The organism is Streptomyces sp. NPDC002773, from assembly GCF_040295605.1.
GTDB lineage: Bacteria > Actinomycetota > Actinomycetes > Streptomycetales > Streptomycetaceae > Streptomyces.
Genome location: NZ_JBEOVO010000047.1, coordinates 18,680 through 35,272 on the forward strand (window position 1 = coordinate 18,680; position 16,593 = coordinate 35,272).

Consider the following 16,593-nt stretch of genomic DNA (forward strand, 5'->3'; position numbering starts at 1 on the left):
CAGAAGATTCCCGTCCGCATCACAACCGGATGGCCCGACGGCCCAGCCGTCGGTGCCACCGAAGGAAGAAGGGGCAAGATGTCGAAAGACCTGAACGTAACCAGTGCCGAACAAGTCAAGCTCGCCGGCCGGATCCAGGACTTCTCCGACGAGCTCCAGTCCCGCATCACCAACCTCAACGGCGTGGTCGACCGCGTCCAGGCGGGCTGGCAGGGCGCTGCGAGCAAGGAGTACGACCGGGTCCAGAACGACCTGAACCAGCGTCTGCGCAGCATGCGCCAGGAGCTCTCGAAGCTCGAAGAGATGATGCGCATGAGCGCCGACGGGTTCTCGCGCGAGGAGGAGGACCGCCTGCGGTCCTTCCGCACGATGGACGCCAGCGGCGGCGCCGGTGCCGGCGGCGGCAACCAGAGCGCCATCCTCGGCGTCTGAGCCACTCGACCAGTCCTCCGCGCCACTCTCACTCCAGGAGTCAACACCATGACCACTGCGGTCAATTACGACACCGTGACGCAGGCGGCGGCCGACACCCGCCTGACCTCCACCACCCTCACCCAGAAGCTGGACGACCTCATGGCCGAGGTCAACCGCGTCGCCAGCAACTGGGAGGGTGAGGCCAAGATCGCGTACCGCGAGACGCAGGACCGCCTGACCCGCGACATGGCCGGCATGAACCAGGACCTGGCGCGCATCGCCACGCTCCTCGACGAGTCGGTCGTCGGCTACCAGGACACCGACCGCGGCAACGCGGCCCGCTTCCGCATGTGACATCCCGCGGACACGCGTGAGGGGGTGGCCCGTCCCACGGGCCACCCCCTCACGCGTGTCCTGGCCGAAAGACAGGCCCTACCGCAGGTCGAACTCGCCGTCCCGGGCGCCGAGGACGAACGCGTCCCACTCGGCCTTCGTGTAACGCAGCACCGTCTCCTTGTCGAGGGACGAACGCATCGCCACCGCCCCCTCCGGGAGCCGTGCGATCTCCACCCGCTCCTCGTCCGGGCTCGTCCCCGGGGCGCCCTCCCACTCGACGCCCGAGATGTCCAACGCGTACAGCTCGTCCTTCTGGCGCTGCTTCTCGGCGGCCAGGGCGGCGTCCGCGCTCTCGGCGGTGGCGGTGGCGGTCTCGTGGGCGTCGGTCATCGGCGCGGTCCCTTCGCGGTGGTACGGCGGTCCCTCCCACAGTAGTGGGAGGGACCGCTCCGCTCAGTGCTGTTCCGGCAACCAGCCCAGCTGCACCAGCGGCGTGCCGCGCTTGCGCGACACGAACGTGCCCCGGCCCTGCGGCATCGGCCTGGCCCGGACGCTGCCCAGGATGTCGCCCTCCTGCGGGTCGCCGGAGAGGATCACGCCCTGCGCGCCCAACTCCTTCATCCGCTGCATGAACGGCTCGTACATCGCCCGCGAGGCACCCGCCTGGCTGCGCGCCACGATGAAGCGGATACCGACGTCCCGCGCGAACGGCAGGTTCTCCACCAGGACCGACAGCGGGTTGCCCGAGTTGGTCGCCACCAGCTCGAAGTCGTCGATGAGGACGAACAGTTGCGGACCCGTCCACCAGCTGCGGTCCCGCAGCTGCTGCGGAGTGATGTCGGGCTTCGGCGCCCGCTTCGTCATCACCGTGTTGATCGCCTCCATGTGCATCTGCATGGCGGAGGCCATCGGCGCGTACTCCAGGAGGTGCGAGGGCGCCACCGCCTCCAGCATCGTCCGCCGGTAGTCGCCCACCACGATCCGCGCCTGCTCCGGCGTGTACCGCTCGCACAGCTGCTTCGCGATGAGCCGGAGCAGACCCGTCTTGCCGGACTCGCTCTCGCCGAACACCAGGAAGAACGGATCCGACTCGAAGTCGACGAACACCGGCTCCAGGTTCGTCTCGTCGATGCCGATCGCGATGCCGTGCTGCGGGTACTCGAAGCCCTTCGGCAGCCGCTCCGCCGGCAGCTTGCGCGGCAGCAGCCGGACGGCGGGCGCGGGCGCCCCGCTCCAGCTCGCCTTCACCGCCTGCACGAACGCCGACGTGCCCTCCGACAGGTCGGCGGACGAACTCGACCCGTCGATCCGCGGCAGCGCCCCCATGAAGTGCAGCTTCTCCTGCACCTGGCCGCGCCCCGGCACCCCGGCCGGCACGTTCGCCGCGACCTTCCGGTCGAACTCGGAGTCCATGACGTCACCGAGCCGCAGCTCCAGACGGCCCAGCATCTGGTCCTTGAGCGCCGCCCGCACCTCCATGTACCGGGAGGCGGTGATCACCACATGGATGCCGTAGCCCAGACCGCGGGCCGCGATGTCGGAGACGATCGGCTCCAGCATGTCGTAGTCGTTGCGGAAGCTGCCCCAGCCGTCCACGACCAGGAAGACGTCACCCCAGGCCTCGCCCGGCAGCTCGCCCGCGGCCCGCTTGCGCCGGTAGGTCGTCATCGAGTCGATGGAGTGCGAACGGAAGAACTCCTCCCGGCGGTTGAGCACTCCCAGCACCTCGGCGACCGTCCGGCGCACCCGCTCCGGGTCGAGCCGTGACGCCACCCCGCCGACATGCGGCAGGTCGGCGAGCGCCACCATGCCGCCGCCACCGAAGTCCAGGCAGTAGAACTGCACCTCGGCCGGGGTGTGGGTGAGCGCGAACGACGAGACAAGGGTCCGCATGATCGTCGACTTCCCGGACTGCGGACCGCCGACCACCATCATGTGACCGGCCGCACCCGAGAAGTCCCGGTACAGCACCTCACGCCGCTGCTCGAACGGCTTGTCGATGAGGCCGAGCGGCACCGTGAGCCCGCCCTGACGCGTGTACTCCGTCGCCGTGAGCCCCCGGTCTGCCGTCTGCGCCAGCCCCGGAAGGAGCTGGTCGAGCGACGGCGCCTGGTCGAGCGGCGGCAGCCACACCTGGTGCGCCGGCACGCCCTGGCCCTCGAGCCGCCGCACGATCACGTCGAGGACCGTGTCCGCGAGCGCCTCGTCCTCCTCGGCACGTTGGGCCGTGAGGTACGCCGGGTCCGGCGCCGCGTACACCACCGGCACCGGCGCCGCCGTGAACAGCGCGGGACGCCGCTCCACCGGCATCTGACCGATCTCCAGGCGCGGCCCGCCCGTCCGGTACGTCCCCGAGACGTACGCCGCCTTGAAGCGGGTCATCTCGTCCGTCCCGAACTTCAGATAGCCGGAACCCGGCACCGAGGGCAGGTGGTAGGCGTCCGGCACGCCGATCGCCGTCCGCGACTCCGCCGCCGAGAAGGTCCGCAGACCGATCCGGTACGACAGATACGTGTCGAGACCCCGCAACTTGCCCTCCTCCAGGCGCTGCGAGGCGAGCAGCAGGTGCACACCCAGCGAGCGGCCGATGCGGCCGATCTGGATGAACATGTCGATGAAGTCCGGCTTGGCGGTGAGGAGTTCGGAGAACTCGTCGATCACGAGGACCAGCGAGGCCAGCGGTTCGAGCGGGGCGCCGGCGGCCCGCGCCTTCTCGTAGTCGTGGATGTTGGCGTAGTTGCCCGCGGAGCGCAGCAGCTCCTGGCGCCGCTGGAGCTCACCGCGGATCGCGTCGCCCATGCGGTCGACCAGCGTCAGGTCGTCCGACAGGTTGGTGATGACCGCCGCCACGTGCGGCATCTGCGACATGCCCGCGAAGGTCGCGCCGCCCTTGAAGTCCGCGAGGACGAAGTTCAGCGTCTCCGAGGAGTGCGTCACCGCGAGCCCGAGCACCAGCGTCCGCAGCAGCTCCGACTTGCCGGAACCCGTCGCGCCGACGCACAGACCGTGCGGGCCCATGCCCTCCTGCGCGGCCTCCTTCAGGTCCAGCATGACCGGCTGGCCGTCCTCGCCGACACCGATCGGCACCCGCAGCCGCTCGGCCACCGAGCGCGGCCGCCAGGTCCGCGCCACGTCCACCGAGCCCGCGTCCCCCAGGCTCAGCAGATCCGTGAAGTCCAGATTGGCGAGCAGCGGCTCGTCGTCGTCCCCGCCGCCCATCCGCAGCGGCGCCAGCTGCCGGGCCAGCGCCTCGGCCGCCGGCAGCGAGATGCCGTCGGGCAGCCCCTCGTACGCGAAGCCGCCGCCGAACTCCAGGGACAGCCGCCCGGGCCGTACCACCACCGACAGACCACCGCGCGGCTCGTCGAGCTCGCCCGAGACGACCTCCACGATCGTCACGCCCTGAAGGCCCTCGGCCGCCGCGAGCAGCGAGTCCGGCGGAACCAGACCACCGCGAGGTGAATTGGAGTCGAGGACCACCACCACGTGCGGCTGGTCGAGCACCGGCTGGTTGTCCCGCGAGAACCGGGGCCGCCCGTCCAGCTTCGACCGGATCAGGTTCTCCAGCTCACCGAGGTCGTCGCCGAACAACCGCTTCGTACCGGCCCCATCGACCTGCCCGGGCACCTGGGTGTGCGGCAGCCACTTCGCCCAGTCCCACCGCTCCTGCGAAGCCCGCGCCGCGACCACCGCGACCACCAGGTCCTCGGGCGAGTGCAAGGTCACCAGCTGCGCCACGAGGGCACGCGCCGCCGCCTGGGCCGACTCCGGCTCACCCGACACCGTCACGTGGTAGAAGGCCCGCATCGAGACCGCCATCGGCAGCCCGTCCAAGGTGCCGTGCACCGCGAGGAACTGCTGCATCGCCCCCGCGCACAGCGGCTCCAGCTCGTCCACCGGAGCCGTGTCGGGCGCCACGAGCGGCGTCGCCAACTGCTGCGACCCGAGCCCGATCCGCGCCTGCCCGAAGTCGTGGTCGCCGACCCGCCGCTCCCACACCCGCGAACCCTCGGCCACCACCGACCACAACTGCTCGGGAGAGGGGTGCAGATACAGCTGCGCGTCCCGCTGCTTGCGGGCCGTGCGCCGGACCGTACGCCGGGTCTGCGCGAGGTATTTGAGGTAGTCGCGGCGGACATCGGCCATTTGCCCCTGCGTACCGCGACGGAATCTGACGAACTGGGCGACCGCCATCGCGATCGTCGACGCCAGCATCAGGGTGCCCATGATCCGCATGATCGGAGACGGCGTCATGAAGAAGAACACCACGGACGAACCCATGCCGAGCATCGGCAGGAGCTGCATCAGCGCCGACTCCTGCTGTCCCCGCGGAAGTTCCGGCGGAGACTCCAGGACCAGGTCCTCACCGGGCACTTCCGGCGGAAGAGACCTCGGCGGGCGTTTGACGACGATCTGGCTCACCGGCGCATCAATCCCTCGTTGGAGGCGGGCTCGTGGCGGGAGCATCCACACGGCACCCCTGTCGGCAGCCGGGCGCACGGACTTCCCCCATGGGACGGCGATCCTACTTGCAGCCCCCACCGGCCGTCCCCGGTAGGGTGGCGCGCGCATCGTGCGCAACCGCGAATCAGGGGGTCCACACACGTGAGTACGACCGCAGCGACCGGCTTCTGCCGGGTCACCGTCGTGGCGCCGGACAGCCGCATCGACGTCGCGCTCCCGGAGGACATCGCCGTCGCCGACGTCTACCCGGAGATCCTGCGGCTCACCGGACAGACCCAGGCCGCCGGCACGCCCGCCGGCTACCACCTGGTCCGCCGGGACGGATCCGTCCTCGACGGGGCCCGCACCCTCGCCGCCCAGCAGGTCCTCGACGGCGAGCTGCTCTCCCTGCGCCCGTTCGCCCAGTCCCTGCCGCCCGCCGTCTACGACGACGTGTCCGACGCCGTCGCCTCCGCCGTCACCCGCGACCGGCACCTGTGGAGCGACGAGCTGCTGCGCGGCGCCGGACTCCTCGGCGGCGTGCTGCTCCTCGTCCTCATGGGCTTCGTCCTCTGGTTCGCCGACCCGATCCGCCACGACATGCACAGCCTGCCCGGGATCATCGCGGGCGCCGCGGGATTCCTCCTCACCGCCTTCGCCGGAGTACGCGCCCGCGTGTACAGCGACCGGGCGACCGCCGTCGCCCTCGGCCTCGGCGCGCTGCCGCTGCTGCTCATCGCCGGATCCGGCATCGTCGGCCCCGACGCCGGCGACGGCCCCGGTCGGCTGCAGTTCCTGCTCGGCTGCGTCACCGTCCTCGTCGCCTCGGTGGCCCTCGTCGCGCTCACCCCCAGCGGCGACGCGCCCTTCGTCGCCGCCACCTTCCTCGCGGGCGTCGGCACCCTCGCCACCTTCCTGGCGATCCTCACCGAGACCACCGCCACCGAGACCGCCGCCGTCTGCGCGCCCGTCGCCATCGGCCTCGTCGCCTTCCTGCCCGGCCTCTCCGCCCGCTTCGCCCGGCTCCCCATCGGCTACGCCGCCCCGCGCAGCGCCGCCGACGACGAGTTCCTCGGCGACCCGCAGCAGCAGGCCGGCGGCGACGCCCAGCCCGTCGACGGCGAACGCATCGCGCTCCAGGCCCGCCGCGGCCACGAGATGCTCCTCGGCCTGGTCGGCGGCTGCGCGGCCGTCGTCGTCGGCTCCGCCGCCGTCCTCGGCTTCGCCGGAAACGTCTGGGGCCAGCTCCTCGCCCTCGCCTCCGGCCTGGCGATGCTGCTGCGCGCCCGTCTCTTCCGCTACACCTCGCAGGTCGCCTGCGTCCTCGTCGCCGGCATCGCCGCCATCGCCCTCCTCGTCCTCGGCCTCTCCCTCAACCCGCCGGCCGACCTGGTCAAGGACCTCCTGATGTACGGGGACCGGGGCGGCCTTGACATCCGTACGATCTGGCTCACCGCGGCCGTCGCCGCCGGAGCCGCGCTGATCACCGCGATCGGCCTGATCATCCCGAGGAAGGGCCTCTCCCCGTTCTGGGGCCGCCTCCTCGACCTGACGGAAGGCTTCGTCCTGCTCTCCCTCGTCCCGCTCTGCCTCGCCGTCCTCGACGTCTTCTCGGCGGTCCGCTCCCTCACCAGCAAGTAGGTCCCCCGCGCACAGGGCGCCAGGCCCGCTCCGGCGAGCTGGTACGCTGTGTGACGGCCGTTTGTGTACGCGCTCCCGGAAGCCTTCCCAGGCCCTGGAAGCTGCGCCCATCGGACCTTCGCCCGCCGAGTCACGGAAGCTTCCCCTGAGATCTAGACCAGGGGCACTCGCGGACGCACGAACACCTAAGAGGAGATCAGCATGGCTCTCGACGCCGCTGTCAAGAAGCAGATCATGACCGAGTTCGGCCAGAAGGAGGGCGACACCGGCTCCCCCGAGGTCCAGGTCGCCATGCTCTCCCGTCGCATCTCGGACCTGACCGAGCACCTCAAGCAGCACAAGCACGACCACCACTCCCGCCGTGGTCTGCTGATCCTGGTCGGCCAGCGCCGCCGCCTGCTGCAGTACCTGGCCAAGAAGGACATCCAGCGCTTCCGCGCGCTGGTCGACCGCCTCGGCATCCGCCGCGGTGCGGCCGGCGGCGCCAAGTAAGACGCCACGGAGGGAGCGGTTCCCACTTTCAGGGGGCCGCTCCCTTTGCCGTACGTGCACAAAGTGCGCATCGGCACTTAGGCTGGTCGCACAACCCCATACGACGAGCGAGGAGCCGCCGGCTCGCCGCCGGTCCTCGGTAGTGGCCCCCGGAAACGAATTCCGGGTGCTTCGATCGAAGACCGGCCAGCACCCGAGGCGCTTCTCCGCCGCCGTCGCACACCGTCCCCGGCCACACGGGCCCCGGACGCAAAGACGAACACGTAGGAGAAACCCATAGTGGAGAACGAGACCCACTACGCCGAGGCCGTCATCGACAACGGCACCTTCGGTACCCGCACCATCCGCTTCGAGACCGGCCGCCTCGCCAAGCAGGCCGCCGGCTCCGCCGTCGCCTACCTGGACGACGACACGATGGTCCTCTCCGCGACCACCGCCTCGAAGCGCCCCAAGGACCAGCTCGACTTCTTCCCCCTCACGGTGGACGTCGAGGAGCGGCAGTACGCGGCCGGCAAGATCCCCGGCTCCTTCTTCCGCCGGGAGGGCCGCCCCTCCGAGGACGCGATCCTCACCTGCCGTCTGATCGACCGGCCGCTGCGCCCCTCCTTCAAGAAGGGCCTGCGCAACGAGATCCAGATCGTCGAGACGATCATGGCGCTCAACCCCGACCACCTGTACGACGTGGTCGCGATCAACGCCGCCTCCGCTTCCACGATCCTGGCGGGCCTGCCCTTCTCCGGCCCCATCGGCGCCACCCGCGTCGCCCTGATCAAGGGCCAGTGGGTCGCGTTCCCGACGCACACCGAGCTCGAGGACGCCGTCTTCGACATGGTCGTCGCCGGTCGCGTCCTCGATGACGGCGACGTCGCGATCATGATGGTCGAGGCCGAGGCCACCGAGCGCACGATCGAGCTCGTCAAGGGCGGCGCCGAGGCGCCGACCGAGGAGCTCGTCGCCGCCGGTCTCGAGGCCGCGAAGCCCTTCATCAAGGTCCTCTGCAAGGCCCAGTCGGACCTCGCCGCCAAGGCCGCCAAGCCCACCGGCGAGTTCCCGGTCTTCCTGGAGTACCAGGACGACGTCCTGGAGGCGCTCTCCGCCGCCGTCAAGGGCGACCTCGCCAAGGCGCTCACCATCGCCGGCAAGCAGGAGCGCGAGACCGAGCTCGACCGCATCAAGGAGCTCGCCGCCGAGAAGCTCCTCCCGGCCTTCGAAGGCCGAGAGAAGGAGATCTCGGGCGCCTACCGCGCGCTGACCAAGAAGCTGGTCCGCGAGCGGATCATCAAGGACAAGGTCCGCATCGACGGCCGCGGGCTCACGGACATCCGTACCCTCGCCGCCGAGGTCGAGGCCATCCCGCGCGTGCACGGCTCGGCGCTGTTCGAGCGTGGCGAGACCCAGATCCTGGGCGTCACCACCCTCAACATGCTCCGCATGGAGCAGCAGCTGGACACCCTCTCCCCGGTGACCCGCAAGCGCTACATGCACAACTACAACTTCCCGCCGTACTCCGTCGGCGAGACCGGCCGCGTGGGCTCGCCCAAGCGCCGTGAGATCGGCCACGGCGCGCTCGCCGAGCGCGCCATCGTGCCGGTCCTCCCGACCCGCGAGGAGTTCCCCTACGCGATCCGCCAGGTGTCCGAGGCCCTCGGCTCCAACGGCTCGACGTCCATGGGCTCGGTCTGCGCCTCGACCATGTCGCTGCTGAACGCCGGTGTGCCGCTGAAGGCCCCCGTCGCCGGTATCGCCATGGGTCTGATCTCCGAGGAGATCGACGGCAAGACGCACTACGTCGCCCTCACGGACATCCTCGGCGCCGAGGACGCGTTCGGCGACATGGACTTCAAGGTCGCCGGCACGAAGACCTTCGTCACCGCGCTCCAGCTCGACACCAAGCTCGACGGCATCCCCGCCTCGGTCCTGGCCGCCGCGCTGAAGCAGGCCCGTGACGCGCGTCTGCACATCCTCGACGTGATGAACGAGGCGATCGACGTTCCGGACGAGATGTCCCCGAACGCGCCGCGCATCATCACCGTCAAGATCCCGGTGGACAAGATCGGTGAGGTCATCGGCCCCAAGGGCAAGATGATCAACCAGATCCAGGAGGACACCGGCGCCGACATCACGATCGAGGACGACGGCACCATCTACATCGGTGCCGCCCAGGGCTCGCAGGCCGAGGCCGCCCGCGCCGTGATCAACGGCATCGCCAACCCGACCATGCCGGAGGTCGGCGAGCGCTACCTGGGTACGGTCGTCAAGACCACCACCTTCGGTGCCTTCGTCTCCCTGATGCCCGGCAAGGACGGTCTGCTGCACATCTCGCAGATCCGCAAGCTCGCCGGTGGCAAGCGTGTGGAGAACGTCGAGGACGTGCTGGCGATCGGCGCCAAGGTCCAGGTCGAGATCGCCGAGATCGACCAGCGCGGCAAGCTCTCCCTCGTCCCCGTGATGGCGGACGACGAGAACGCCGCCGGCGCTGCCGAGGACGCGAAGGACGACGCCGACCAGTGACGTCCCGTAGTTTCCGCGCGACGGCCCGCCCCTCCTCGGAGGGGCGGGCCGTCGCCCGTACCCAAACGCTTCTCCCGGGCAGGGACGGCATCGGCACCGTCCGCCGCACGACCCTCCCCGGCGGCCTCCGCATCGTCACCGAGACCCTCCCCTCCGTACGCTCCGCCACCTTCGGCATCTGGGCGCACGTCGGATCCCGCGACGAGACCCCCGCGCTCAACGGCGCCACGCACTACCTGGAGCACCTCCTCTTCAAGGGCACCCACAAGCGGTCCGCCCTCGACATCTCCGCCGCGATCGACGCGGTCGGCGGCGAGATGAACGCCTTCACGGCGAAGGAGTACACCTGCTATTACGCCCGGGTCCTCGACACCGACCTGCCGCTGGCGATCGACGTCGTCTGCGACATGCTGACCGGCTCGCTGATCCTCGAAGAGGACGTGGACGCCGAGCGCGGTGTCATCCTCGAAGAGATCGCGATGACCGAGGACGACCCCGGTGACGTCGTGCACGAGCTGTTCGCGCAGACGATGTTCGGCGACACCCCGCTGGGCCGCCCGGTCCTCGGCACCGTCGACACCGTCAACGGGCTCACCCGCGGCCAGATCGCCCGCTTCTACAAGAAGCACTACGACCCGACCCACCTGGTCGTCGCCGCCGCGGGCAACGTCGACCACGCCACGGTGGTACGCCAGGTCCGCCGCGCCTTCGAGAAGGCCGGCGCCCTCACCCGTACCGACGCCGTCCCCGTCGCCCCCCGCGACGGCCGGCGTGCCCTGCGCGCCGCGGGCCGCGTCGAGCTGCTCAACCGCAAGACCGAGCAGGCCCACGTGGTCCTCGGCATGCCGGGCCTGGCCCGCACCGACGAGCGCCGCTGGGCCCTCGGCGTGCTGAACACCGCCCTCGGCGGCGGCATGTCCTCCCGCCTGTTCCAGGAGGTCCGCGAGAAGCGCGGCCTGGCCTACAGCGTGTACTCGTACACCTCGGGCTTCGCCGACTGCGGTCTCTTCGGCGTGTACGCGGGTTGCCGGCCGGGCCAGGTCCACGACGTCCTGAAGATCTGCCGCGACGAGCTCGACAAGGTCGCCACCGACGGCCTCACGGACGACGAGATCGCCCGCGCCGTCGGCCAGCTCTCCGGTTCGACCGTGCTCGGCCTCGAGGACACCGGCGCGCTGATGAACCGCATCGGCAAGAGCGAGCTGTGCTGGGGCACCCAGATGTCGGTCGACGACATGCTGGACCGGATCGCTGCCGTCACCCCGGACGAGGTCCGGGAGGTCGCACGCGATGTACTGGCCCAGCGGCCCTCGCTCTCGGTGATCGGCCCGCTGAAGGACAAGCAGGCGGACCGTCTCCACCAAGCGGTCTCCTGACCCCGAGATCCCCTAAGGAATTCAGAGCAATGAGCAAGCTGCGCGTGGCGGTCCTCGGAGCACAGGGCCGTATCGGCTCCGAGGCCGTGAGGGCCGTCGAGGCCGCCGAGGACATGGAACTGGTCGCGGCCCTCGGCCGTGGCGACAAGCTGGAGACGCTCACCGAGGCGGGCGCCCAGGTCGTCGTCGAGCTGACCACTCCCGCCTCGGTGATGGAGAACCTCGACTTCTGCGTGCGCCACGGCATCCACGCGGTCGTCGGCACCACCGGCTGGACCGAGGAGCGCCTCGCGCAGCTGGAGACCTGGCTCGCCGCCTCCCCGGAGACCGGCGTCCTCATCGCTCCGAACTTCTCCATCGGCGCGGTCCTCACCATGAGGTTCGCCCAGCTCGCGGCCCCGTACTTCGAGTCGGTCGAGGTCGTCGAGCTGCACCACCCGAACAAGGTGGACGCCCCTTCGGGCACCGCGACCCGGACGGCCCAGCTGATCGCCGCCGCCCGCCGCGAGGCCGGCCTCGGCGCCCAGCCGGACGCCACCTCCACCGCCCTGGACGGAGCCCGCGGCGCCGACGTCGACGGCGTCCCGGTCCACGCGGTACGTCTCCGGGGCCTCCTGGCCCACCAGGAGGTGCTGCTCGGCGGCGAGGGCGAGACCCTCACCGTCCGGCACGACTCCCTGCACCACTCCAGCTTCATGCCGGGCATCCTCCTGGGCGCCCGCCGCGTGACCACCGCCCCGGGCCTCACCTTCGGCCTGGAGCACTTCCTGGACCTGGGCTGACGGCCATGGGCGGAAAGATCACGTACGTCTTCCTGGCCACCGTGCTCGTCCTCGTCTTCGGCGTGGTGGCCATGGAGGGCGTCCTGCTGCTCCTCACGGGCGAGCCCGCCGCCATGGGCATGGGCGCGGTGGCGTTCCTGCTGCCCGGCGTCGGCGGCTGGTTCCTCTGGAAGAACACCCGTTTCGCCCGCCGGGCGAACCGCCTCGCCGCCGAACTGGAGGCGGAGGGCGGTCTGCCCGTCGACGAGCTGAAGCGCACGGAGGGCGGCCGCATCGACCGCGACTCCGCCGACGAGGTCTTCGCCCGGCGCAAGGCCGAGACGGAGGACTCACCGGACGACTGGCGCTGCTGGTTCCGGCTCGCGGTCGCCTACCACGACGCCCGCGACACCCCCAGGGCCCGCAAGGCGATGCAGCGGGCCATCGCCCTCCACGAGGGACGTCCGGTCAGCGTGTAGCGACCGGGGCGACGCCGTACTCGGCGTACCAGGCCTCGACCGTGTCGGCGGCCCGGTCGAAGGCCTCGACCCGGGAGAGGAAGTCGGCGTTGTGGTCGGTGAGCAGCAGCAGCTGCTCACCACCCTGCCGGCCGAGTACCAGGGCCTGCCCCTGGACGGTACGGGGGAGACCCAGCCAGCGCACCGGCTGCTGGACGGTCCGTACGGACGTCACCTTCGCCCACGGCACGGTGGTCGTGGAGAAGAAGGCCACCCGGCGCACCCCGGCGCGGCTCACCCAGGTCCCCACCCGGAGCATCCGCAGAGCGGCCAGGATGACGAGCACGGCCATGCCCAGGGTGGCGGCGCCGCCGTCGAAGGCTCCGGCCGCGGTGATGATCACCGCGGCGAGGAGCACGAACGAGGCGAGCAGCAGCGCGAGCGCCGCAGACCCGACCCGCCAGGATCCCGGCCGGTACGGACGCCGCCACTGGTCGTGATCGTCGAACGGCAGGGCGACGTGGTCGGTCGTGTCAAAAGCACGGTCGGCCGTCAGAAAGGGCAGGGGCACGACAGGTCCTCACTCACAAGCACGCTCGAAGGGGCAGTGCCCGGTGAGGCTACCTCAGCGGTTGTCGGAGGCTTCGGACTGCTGCTGACGAGTGGCCGAGTCCCCCGACTGCAGGGACGGCATCCCGAAGATCAGCGAGCCGGCGAGACCGGCCACGACGGTCAGTCCGATCAGGGTACGGCCCACGATCTGCGAGGCGCCGAGGCGCTCCCGTGGCGGCGGAGTGACGTTACTGCGGAAGTGGTCGGCCTCCGCGACGAACGCGAACGGTACGGCCTCATCCCGGCTGAACATCAGAGCCACTCTCCTCGGTCGTTGTCGTGCTTCACGGATACAGACGACGGATCCGATGCTTTGGTGCCCTTTTTCACCGAAGCAGCCCAATCTCATTCTCCGGTATGACCTCGGTACTGCCGGGGGCCGACCTGCGGGACCCCCGTAGGAACGACCCTCTGACCTCCTGGGGCACAGATGTCCGAACACCCGAAGCGAAGTGTCCGTATTGCGACGTTTCACGAAGTTCATCTAGGCTGATCAAACGGACCCGGCGCTGCCTGAACCCCCGAGCAGGCAGCGCCGGGCTCCTTTCTCCTGTCCCCCTAAGGGGCGCCCGGCGCTGAGCAGCGAGTAGCGTGTTACCCATGGCTCCGATCTCCACTCCGCAGACCCCCTTCGGGCGGGTCCTCACCGCCATGGTCACGCCGTTCACGGCGGACGGCGCACTCGACCTCGACGGTGCCCAGCGACTCGCCACCCACCTGGTGGACGCAGGCAACGACGGCCTCGTCATCAACGGCACCACCGGCGAGTCCCCCACCACCAGCGACGCGGAGAAATCGGAGCTGGTACGAGCGGTCCTGGCGGCGGTCGGCGACCGCGCCCACGTCGTGGCCGGCATCGGCACCAACGACACCCACCACTCCGTCGAGCTCGCCCGCACCGCCGAGCGCGACGGCGCCCACGGCCTGCTCGCCGTGACGCCGTACTACAACAAGCCCCCGCAGGAGGGCCTGTACCGGCACTTCTCGGCCATCGCCGACGCCACCGATCTCCCGGTGATGCTCTACGACATCCCCGGCCGCAGCGGCGTCCCGATCGACACCGAGACGATCGTCCGGCTCGCCGAGCACCCGCGCATCGTCGCCAACAAGGACGCCAAGGGCGACCTCGGCCGCGCCAGCTGGGCCATCGCCCGCTCCGGCCTCGCCTGGTACTCCGGCGACGACATGCTCAACCTGCCCCTGCTCTCCGTCGGAGCCTGCGGCTTCGTCTCCGTCGTGGGCCACGTCGTCACCCCGGAACTCCGCGCCCTCCTCGACGCCCACCTGGGCGGCGAGGTCCAGAAGGCCACCGAGATCCACCAGAAGCTGCTGCCGGTCTACACCGGCATGTTCCGCACCCAGGGCGTCATGACCACCAAGGCCGCCCTCGCCCTCCAGGGCCTCCCGGCCGGCCCGCTGCGCCCGCCGCTCGTGGAACTCTCTCCCCAGGAGACCGAGCAGCTCAAGGTCGACCTGGCAGCCGGCGGGGTAGAGCTCTGACAACGGACTTCACAACTGAACACTGACAACAGCAAGTGCACGAATGTCATGCACGCCACGTGCCAAGGGGTACGTCGCGTGCGTGGTGAGGAGAGTCTTTTGAGTCATCCGCATCCTGAACTCGGCGCCCCCCCGAAGCTGCCGAAGGGCGCCCTGCGCGTCATTCCTCTCGGCGGGCTCGGTGAGATCGGCCGCAACATGACGGTCTTCGAGTTCGACGGCCGTCTGCTCATCGTCGACTGCGGCGTCCTCTTCCCCGAGGAGGAGCAGCCCGGCGTCGACCTGATCCTGCCGGACTTCACCATCATCCGGGACCGCCTCGACGACATCGAGGGGATCGTGCTCACGCACGGCCACGAGGACCACATCGGTGCCGTCCCCTACCTGCTCCGGCTCAAGCCGGACATCCCGCTCATCGGCTCCAAGCTGACCCTCGCCCTGATCGAGGCCAAGCTCCAGGAGCACCGCATCCGCCCCTACACCCTCGAGGTGAAGGAGGGCGACCGGGAGATCCTCGGATCGTTCGACTGCGAGTTCATCGCGGTCAACCACTCCATCCCGGACGCGCTCGCGGTCGCGATCCGCACCCCCGCGGGCATGGCCGTCGCCACCGGCGACTTCAAGATGGACCAGCTCCCGCTGGACGGCCGCCTCACGGACCTGCACGCGTTCGCGCGTCTGAGCGAGGAAGGCATCGACCTCCTTCTCTCGGACTCCACGAACGCCGAGGTCCCGGGCTTCGTCCCGCCGGAGAAGGACATCTCCAACGTCCTGCGCACGGTCTTCGCGAACGCCCAGAAGCGGATCATCGTGGCGAGCTTCGCGAGCCACGTGCACCGCATCCAGCAGATCCTCGACGCCGCCCACGAGTACGGCCGCAGGGTCGCCTTCGTCGGCCGCTCGATGGTCCGCAACATGGGCATCGCCCGCGACCTGGGCTACCTGCGGGTCCCGGCCGGCCTCGTCGTGGACGTGAAGACCCTCGACGACCTGCCGGACGACGAGGTCGTACTGGTCTGTACGGGTTCCCAGGGCGAGCCGATGGCGGCCCTGTCCCGCATGGCCAACCGGGACCACCAGATCCGGATCGTCCCCGGCGACACGGTGATCCTGGCGTCGTCCCTCATCCCGGGCAACGAGAACGCGGTCTACCGCGTGATCAACGGCCTGACCCGCTGGGGCGCGCACGTCGTCCACAAGGGCAACGCCAAGGTCCACGTCTCGGGCCACGCCTCGGCCGGCGAGCTGCTGTACTTCTACAACATCTGCCGCCCGAAGAACCTGATGCCGGTCCACGGCGAATGGCGCCACCTGCGCGCCAACGCCGAGCTCGGCGCGATGACGGGCATCCCCAAGGACCACATCGTCATCGCCGAGGACGGCGTCGTCGTCGACCTGGTCGACGGCCGCGCCCGGATCACCGGCAAGGTCCAGGCGGGTTACGTGTACGTCGACGGCCTCTCGGTCGGCGACGTCACGGAGACGTCCCTCAAGGACCGCCGCATCCTCGGCGAGGAGGGCATCATCTCGGTCTTCGTCGTGGTCGACTCCTCGACCGGCAAGATCGTGGGCGGCCCGCACGTCCACGCCCGGGGCTCCGGCATCGACGACTCCGCGTTCGACGCGGTGCTCCCGAAGATCGACCAGGCTCTGAACAAGTCGTTCCAGGACGGCGTCGCCGAGCCCCACCAGCTCCAGCAGCTGATCCGCCGCAACGTCGGCAAGTGGGTCTCCGACACCTACCGCCGGCGACCGATGATCCTCCCGGTCGTCGTCGAGGTCTGACGCCTGACCAGCACAACTCCGGAGCGGGGCGCCTCGATTTGCATCGGGGCGCCCCGCTCCAGTACGTTTACGGCTCCGCCAGATCGGGAACCACCCGGCGCCGCTGTGCGCCTGAACGGTTCTTCGGGAGGCGGGAAATCAGACTCAGATCTTCTGATAAAGTCGGAAACGCCGAAAGGCCCCCGGAGTGAAAACAAAAGGGACCGGAAAGCACCGAGGAAATCGGATCGGAAAGATCTGATAGAGTCGGAAACGCAAGACCGA

General features: G+C 70.1%; 15 protein-coding genes. 10 read left to right on the forward strand and 5 right to left on the reverse strand.

Going from position 1 to position 16,593, the window contains the following annotated elements; genetic code table 11:
* Positions 1 to 78 precede the first annotated feature (78 nt).
* Together ABT034_RS32625 and ABT034_RS32630 are read left to right on the forward strand one after the other, a co-directional pair.
* Positions 79 to 432, forward strand: coding sequence for a WXG100 family type VII secretion target (locus ABT034_RS32625; protein WP_351220700.1), 354 nt, complete (start codon positions 79 to 81; stop codon positions 430 to 432).
* A 48-nt stretch (positions 433 to 480) separates the two neighbouring features.
* A complete protein-coding gene (locus ABT034_RS32630) occupies positions 481 to 768 on the forward strand; it encodes a WXG100 family type VII secretion target (RefSeq protein ID WP_351220701.1) in 288 nt (95 codons plus the stop codon).
* 78 nt (positions 769 to 846) lie between these two features.
* Here the strand turns inward: ABT034_RS32630 and ABT034_RS32635 are convergent, their stop codons facing one another.
* On the reverse strand, positions 847 to 1,140 hold the full coding sequence (locus tag ABT034_RS32635) for a DUF397 domain-containing protein (protein WP_351220702.1): 294 nt from the start codon (positions 1,138 to 1,140) through the stop codon (positions 847 to 849).
* 63 nt (positions 1,141 to 1,203) lie between these two features.
* Positions 1,204 to 5,172, reverse strand: coding sequence for a type VII secretion protein EccCa (eccCa, locus tag ABT034_RS32640; protein WP_351220703.1), 3,969 nt, complete (start codon positions 5,170 to 5,172; stop codon positions 1,204 to 1,206).
* A gap of 183 nt (positions 5,173 to 5,355) precedes the next feature.
* On the opposite strand from eccCa, the gene eccD reads away from it, so the two are divergent.
* From eccD to ABT034_RS32670, 6 genes are all read left to right on the forward strand, one after another.
* Positions 5,356 to 6,834, forward strand: a complete 1,479-nt coding sequence (eccD, locus tag ABT034_RS32645) for a type VII secretion integral membrane protein EccD (protein WP_351220704.1) — start codon at positions 5,356 to 5,358, stop codon at positions 6,832 to 6,834.
* A 201-nt stretch (positions 6,835 to 7,035) separates the two neighbouring features.
* A complete protein-coding gene (gene rpsO / locus ABT034_RS32650) occupies positions 7,036 to 7,326 on the forward strand; it encodes a 30S ribosomal protein S15 (RefSeq protein WP_024758243.1) in 291 nt (96 codons plus the stop codon).
* A 279-nt stretch (positions 7,327 to 7,605) separates the two neighbouring features.
* Positions 7,606 to 9,837, forward strand: coding sequence for a polyribonucleotide nucleotidyltransferase (locus ABT034_RS32655; RefSeq protein WP_351220705.1), 2,232 nt, complete (start codon positions 7,606 to 7,608; stop codon positions 9,835 to 9,837).
* On the forward strand, positions 9,834 to 11,213 hold the full coding sequence (locus ABT034_RS32660; protein WP_351220706.1) for a M16 family metallopeptidase: 1,380 nt from the start codon (positions 9,834 to 9,836) through the stop codon (positions 11,211 to 11,213). Before ABT034_RS32655 ends, ABT034_RS32660 begins: the two co-directional genes overlap by 4 nt.
* A gap of 29 nt (positions 11,214 to 11,242) precedes the next feature.
* A complete protein-coding gene (dapB, locus tag ABT034_RS32665; protein WP_351220707.1) occupies positions 11,243 to 11,995 on the forward strand; it encodes a 4-hydroxy-tetrahydrodipicolinate reductase in 753 nt (250 codons plus the stop codon).
* A 5-nt stretch (positions 11,996 to 12,000) separates the two neighbouring features.
* Complete coding sequence (locus ABT034_RS32670) at positions 12,001 to 12,453, forward strand: tetratricopeptide repeat protein (RefSeq protein WP_351220708.1); 453 nt, start codon at positions 12,001 to 12,003, stop codon at positions 12,451 to 12,453.
* Here ABT034_RS32670 and ABT034_RS32675 read toward each other — a convergent pair.
* Complete coding sequence (locus tag ABT034_RS32675) at positions 12,443 to 13,003, reverse strand: SCO5741 family PH domain-containing membrane protein (protein WP_351220709.1); 561 nt, start codon at positions 13,001 to 13,003, stop codon at positions 12,443 to 12,445. The two genes, ABT034_RS32670 and ABT034_RS32675, sit on opposite strands and share 11 nt — an antisense overlap.
* A gap of 54 nt (positions 13,004 to 13,057) precedes the next feature.
* Positions 13,058 to 13,297, reverse strand: coding sequence for a hypothetical protein (locus ABT034_RS32680; RefSeq protein ID WP_351220710.1), 240 nt, complete (start codon positions 13,295 to 13,297; stop codon positions 13,058 to 13,060).
* A gap of 347 nt (positions 13,298 to 13,644) precedes the next feature.
* On the opposite strand from ABT034_RS32680, the gene dapA reads away from it, so the two are divergent.
* Positions 13,645 to 14,544 (forward strand): 4-hydroxy-tetrahydrodipicolinate synthase, encoded by a 900-nt coding sequence (gene dapA, locus ABT034_RS32685; protein ID WP_351220711.1) that lies wholly within the window; start codon positions 13,645 to 13,647, stop codon positions 14,542 to 14,544.
* A gap of 99 nt (positions 14,545 to 14,643) precedes the next feature.
* Positions 14,644 to 16,329, forward strand: coding sequence for a ribonuclease J (locus ABT034_RS32690; RefSeq protein ID WP_351220712.1), 1,686 nt, complete (start codon positions 14,644 to 14,646; stop codon positions 16,327 to 16,329).
* 67 nt (positions 16,330 to 16,396) lie between these two features.
* Here ABT034_RS32690 and ABT034_RS32695 read toward each other — a convergent pair.
* A partial coding sequence (locus tag ABT034_RS32695; RefSeq protein ID WP_351220713.1) for a hypothetical protein occupies positions 16,397 to 16,593 on the reverse strand: 197 nt, incomplete at its 5' end.

What these genes read in the sequence shown, in the direction of transcription:
- dapB (WP_351220707.1), top strand. Translation starts at nt 11,243, where the DNA reads ATGAGCAAGCTGCGCGTGGCGGTCCTCGGAGCACAGGGCCGTATCGGC.
- dapA (WP_351220711.1), top strand. Translation starts at nt 13,645, where the DNA reads ATGGCTCCGATCTCCACTCCGCAGACCCCCTTCGGGCGGGTCCTCACC.
- ABT034_RS32680 (WP_351220710.1), bottom strand. Translation starts at nt 13,297, where the DNA reads ATGTTCAGCCGGGATGAGGCCGTACCGTTCGCGTTCGTCGCGGAGGCC.
- ABT034_RS32625 (WP_351220700.1), top strand. Translation starts at nt 79, where the DNA reads ATGTCGAAAGACCTGAACGTAACCAGTGCCGAACAAGTCAAGCTCGCC.
- ABT034_RS32630 (WP_351220701.1), top strand. Translation starts at nt 481, where the DNA reads ATGACCACTGCGGTCAATTACGACACCGTGACGCAGGCGGCGGCCGAC.
- ABT034_RS32670 (WP_351220708.1), top strand. Translation starts at nt 12,001, where the DNA reads ATGGGCGGAAAGATCACGTACGTCTTCCTGGCCACCGTGCTCGTCCTC.
- ABT034_RS32635 (WP_351220702.1), bottom strand. Translation starts at nt 1,140, where the DNA reads ATGACCGACGCCCACGAGACCGCCACCGCCACCGCCGAGAGCGCGGAC.
- rpsO (WP_024758243.1), top strand. Translation starts at nt 7,036, where the DNA reads ATGGCTCTCGACGCCGCTGTCAAGAAGCAGATCATGACCGAGTTCGGC.